We start from the raw sequence: 4,040 nt of genomic DNA, 5'->3' as shown, positions 1-4,040 counted from the left end.
CATCGCCGTTCTTGCCGCTGTCGGTAGGCGGTATGTGGACAACCCGCACGCCAATCCAGTCGAATCTCTGTGCATTGGATGGGTGAGCGTCTTGTTTTCGGCAAGGAGGATCACACCGAATGCCTTGTTTGGCGGGCTTTTTGCCCGAATCGATCGGATGACGTGGAGAATTCGCGGGCGACGCCCCAAGGTTGAATGCGTTGTGGATATCCAGGAGCCAACGAACTCGAAACCCAGTGCGCTCAACCGGTGAGAGCAATCGAACCCGGCGCAGGCATTCGTTTCACCGGAAGGGTTGTGGATATCGAAGCCCCAAAACAACCCGAAATGCTGTGCCGACCAAAGGTGAGCGATTCGATCGAAGACAGTCCGCGGCATCGTCACGATCGATGTGGAGATCCCGCTTCACGGCGACTCGAAACCCTGTGATTTTAAAGGTGAGGGCGCCGGCGCGGTTCCGATGTGGACAACCAACCAGCAAAGTCACTCGAAACGCTGTGCATTCGAGCGGTGAACGTGAGCACGCTCAAGCCAGCCAAGCCGCGTCATTAGAGGCGCTGGCGATCGTCGAGGCCCCCAGCGCGGCGCGCATCGTACCACTCAAGTCTGCTGATCGAGCGCCTGCACGACCGCCTTCTCCCCAAGACTCCCGGCCGGCCCGACCACCGCATAGTTGAGCCCGTTCGCCGACCCATACCGTGCCAGCAACGCACCATCCACACGTTGCCCGGCCGGCAGCAACCGATGTGCCGATTCCGCCGGCCGGAGATAGAAGCTCAGCGTTCGCCCGGCACCGTCCTCATAGAGCACCATCGCAGCCGTGCCTCCACTGTCCGTCGTGAACAACCGTCCGCCGACCGGCCTGAACCCCGCCGCGCTCAAATCCGGCAGCCGTGCCGAAGCCCCGACGCGCCGGGTGAGCCACCCCTGCAAATCGCCCGCACCCGTCGGCCGGTAATCCACCTTCGCCGTCTGATCGACCACCATCATCTTGTAGGCCTCGACCGCATCGCTCATCGGCGCGACAGCCGGCGCCGCGTTCCACCCGCGCGCCTGCCACCCGCCGAACGTCCCCAGCCCGACGCAGAACACGAACGAAGCCGCCATCGCAAACCGCATCCGCGTGCGTTCCGCCCGCCGTGCGCGAATCGACGCCGGATCGAGCGCGGGGTTATCCGCCGGCATCCGCACGCTCTCCAGCGCCGCCCTCAACCGCTGCGCATCCTGCTGCCATTGCTTCACCTGTTCCGCACGCTCCGGATGCAGCGCGAGATAACGCTCGACCGCGGCGCGCGCATCGTCGTCGAGCTGGCCGTCGACATAGGCCTGAAGGTCGTGTTCGTTCGGAGGCGTGTTCATTTCTTCATCAAGCGCAAAGAAGGAGCGGGAAGCTCGCCGTCGCTGAGCTGGCGCAGCGCCTGGCGCGCGCGGGAGAGCCGCGACATCACGGTGCCGATCGGCACGTCGAGCAGGTCGGCGACTTCCTGATAGGTGAAGCCCTCGACCGCGACGAGCAGCAGCAGGCTGCGCTGCTCGTCGGAGAGCCGGCCGAACGCTTCGAGCGTCGCGCGAGCCGCGAATTCGCGTTCGGCGGACGGCCAGTGCGCTTCGTCGTCGTCGCGGATGCGGCCGAGCAGCCACGCGTAGCGCTTCGCGCTGCGTTTGCCGTCGAGAAACTGCCGGTAAAGGATCGTGAAGAGCCAGCTGCGCAGCGACGCGTCGTCGCGGCGGCTCGTCCAGCGCGACAGCGCGCGCTCGAGCGTCGACTGGACGAGATCGTCGGCCGCGTGGACGTCGCGCGCCAGCCAGAGCGCGAAGCGCCGCAGCCTGGGGAGGAGTTCGCGCAACGCTTCGTCGTCGAGGGCGGTGGAGGGCATGGCCGGGCCGGTTGCCGAAAGGGTCGAGATGCCGCGTAGGACGTTGGTCCGCGTCGATTATTCCATCAAGCATAGGAAAAAATTTTTCGTGGAATAAAGCGGTGCGGGTGGCGTCCTACGCGGGTTCGACAATGATCTGACGATCGGGAGTGCATCCATGAAGCAATCTTCCTCTTCTTCTCCGCAGCGCGAGCCCGGGCGCGGATGGTGGCGCTGGGCCGTGATCGGCGGCGCGGTGGCCGGCGTGGCCGTCGCGTTCGGGTATGCCGGCGGGTGGTTCGCGCCGGCGCGTCTGACCCCGCAGCGGCTCGTCGATGCGCTGCAGACCAACAGCGGCATCCATCCGGGCTACCGGCGCAATCACGCGAAGGGCGTGTGCGTGACCGGTTACTTCGAAGGCAACGAGGCCGCGAGCGCGTATTCGGTCGCGCCGTTCTTCAAGGCGGTGCGCACGCCGGTGGTCGGGCGCTTCGCGCTGCCGGGCGGGAATCCGTATGCGCCCGACAGCAGCGTGCCGATCCGCAGCCTCGCGCTGAAGCTCACCGCGCCCGACGGCGAGCAATGGCGGACCGGGATGAACGCGATGCCCGTGTTTCCGGTGGCGACGCCGCAGGTGTTTTATCAGCTGACGGTGGCGACCCGGCCCGATCCGAAGACGGGCAAGCCCGATCCGGCGAAGGCGAAGGCGTTTTTCGGCGCGCATCCGGAGACGGCCGCGTTCCTGCAGTGGGTGAAGGGTGCGAAACCGAGCGCGAGTTACGTCACCGAGAGTTATTACGGGCTGAACGCGTTTTACTTCGTCGACGCGGCGGGCAAGCGGCAGGCGGTGAGGTGGCGCGTCGTGCCGGAGCAGACGGCCGGCGCCGGGGACGTCGCGACGGCCGCGGATCCGAACGTGTTGCAGCAGGACGTGACGCAGCGCATCGCGGCGGGTGCGCAGAAGTGGAAGCTGCTGGTCACCTTGGCGGAGCCCGGCGATCCGGTGGACGACGCGACGAAGGTCTGGCCCGCGCAGCGGACGACGATCGATGCGGGCACGCTCGTGCTCGATCGCGTGGAGGCGCAGGACAGCGGGCCGTGCCGCGACGTGAATTACGACCCGACGGTGCTGCCGCAGGGGATTCAGGTGTCGGGGGATCCGTTGCTGGCGGCGCGCTCGGCGGCTTATGCGGATTCGTATCTGCGGCGGACCAGTGAAGAGGCTGGCGTGGCGGGGGTGGCCAAGTTGAGTTCGGAGGGGCGGTGATGAAGATTTCTACGACGTTTAGTCTGCCGGCGAGGGTGCTGCATTGGGTGATGGCCGCGATGATCGTCGCGATGCTGTTCATCGGGGTGGGGATGGTTTCGTCCGTCTCCGAGCGGCATGCGGTTCTGGTGGCGATTCATAAGCCGCTGGGTGTCGCCGTGCTGGTGCTGGTTTGTGTGCGGATCGTGGTGCGGTTTTTGTCGAAGCCGCCGGCGTTGCCCGAGGATCTGCCTTGGTGGCAGAAGGTTGCCGCGCATGGGTCGCATCTCGTGCTGTATGCGCTGATGATCGCGATGCCGCTGATCGGGTGGGCGATGCTTTCGGCGGGCGGGTATCCGGTGACGCTGGGCGGTGGGGTGCTGTTGCCGGCTCTGGTTTCGGCTGATCCCGTGACGTTTGCGTGGCTCAGGGTCGCGCATCGGGTGTTGGCTTACCTGTTCTTCGCTACGTTCCTCGCGCACTTCGCGGCCGCGCTGTATCACGGGTTGATTCGTAGGGATGGCGTGGTGAGGGCGATGGTGGGGCGGTGAGCGACGGAGGGTTGGGTTCGATACGGCGGGACTGTTCACGGGCGACCGAGGCGACTCCTGCCGTGTCGCTTATATATGACCACCAGGGAGGCTCAGCGGCCCCCGGCACTGCATGTCAAAAATATTTCACAAAGGGGGTTGCGGAGATCGGGGCAGGTGCTTAGAATCTCGCCTCTTTCGCGCTAACGGAAACACGGCGCGGGGGAAGAAGGGAAGCGGTGCTGTTGAGGTCGGTTATAGCGACCCTGGCGCACACGAAATTAAACCGCAGTCGTCGTAACGAAGTAGTTAAAAAAGTTATTGACGAGTTTTAAAAAACGGTTAATAATCTCGCTTCTCTGCTGCTGAAAACGCAGCGCTGCTGAGAAACGCGAAGTTCCTCGCAGG

Annotated in this window: 5 protein-coding genes; 3 read left to right on the top strand and 2 right to left on the bottom strand. The window is 65.0% G+C overall.

Annotated features, from left to right (window positions below; all coding sequences use genetic code 11):
• A partial coding sequence (locus ACM6JT_RS21845) for a hypothetical protein (protein WP_414857261.1) occupies positions 1-253 on the top strand: 253 nt, incomplete at its 5' end.
• A gap of 347 nt (positions 254-600) precedes the next feature.
• Here ACM6JT_RS21845 and ACM6JT_RS21840 read toward each other — a convergent pair.
• Positions 601-1,359, bottom strand: coding sequence for an anti-sigma factor family protein (locus tag ACM6JT_RS21840; protein WP_034183764.1), 759 nt, complete (start codon positions 1,357-1,359; stop codon positions 601-603).
• Positions 1,356-1,877 carry a sigma-70 family RNA polymerase sigma factor gene (locus ACM6JT_RS21835; protein WP_034183763.1) on the bottom strand — a complete coding sequence of 174 codons (522 nt, stop codon included), beginning with the start codon at positions 1,875-1,877 and terminating at the stop codon, positions 1,356-1,358. Before ACM6JT_RS21835 ends, ACM6JT_RS21840 begins: the two co-directional genes overlap by 4 nt.
• A 157-nt stretch (positions 1,878-2,034) precedes the next feature.
• On the opposite strand from ACM6JT_RS21835, the gene ACM6JT_RS21830 reads away from it, so the two are divergent.
• Both ACM6JT_RS21830 and ACM6JT_RS21825 read left to right on the top strand, forming a co-directional pair.
• Positions 2,035-3,123 carry a catalase family peroxidase gene (locus ACM6JT_RS21830; RefSeq protein WP_414857260.1) on the top strand — a complete coding sequence of 363 codons (1,089 nt, stop codon included), beginning with the start codon at positions 2,035-2,037 and terminating at the stop codon, positions 3,121-3,123.
• Positions 3,123-3,653: a cytochrome b gene (locus ACM6JT_RS21825; RefSeq protein ID WP_034183761.1), complete on the top strand. Its 531-nt coding sequence runs from the start codon at positions 3,123-3,125 to the stop codon at positions 3,651-3,653. Before ACM6JT_RS21830 ends, ACM6JT_RS21825 begins: the two co-directional genes overlap by 1 nt.
• Positions 3,654-4,040 lie beyond the last annotated feature (387 nt).

It is taken from the genome of Burkholderia sp. IT-111MI5 (assembly GCF_949752865.1).
GTDB classification, from domain to species: Bacteria; Pseudomonadota; Gammaproteobacteria; order Burkholderiales; family Burkholderiaceae; genus Burkholderia; species Burkholderia pyrrocinia_C.
This window is presented reverse-complemented; position numbering and strand designations above follow the sequence as displayed.

Excerpts from the sequence above, each read along its gene's own strand:
- ACM6JT_RS21840 (WP_034183764.1), bottom strand. The coding sequence starts at position 1,359 with ATGAACACGCCTCCGAACGAACACGACCTTCAGGCCTATGTCGACGGC.
- ACM6JT_RS21835 (WP_034183763.1), bottom strand. The coding sequence starts at position 1,877 with ATGCCCTCCACCGCCCTCGACGACGAAGCGTTGCGCGAACTCCTCCCC.
- ACM6JT_RS21830 (WP_414857260.1), top strand. The coding sequence starts at position 2,035 with ATGAAGCAATCTTCCTCTTCTTCTCCGCAGCGCGAGCCCGGGCGCGGA.
- ACM6JT_RS21825 (WP_034183761.1), top strand. The coding sequence starts at position 3,123 with ATGAAGATTTCTACGACGTTTAGTCTGCCGGCGAGGGTGCTGCATTGG.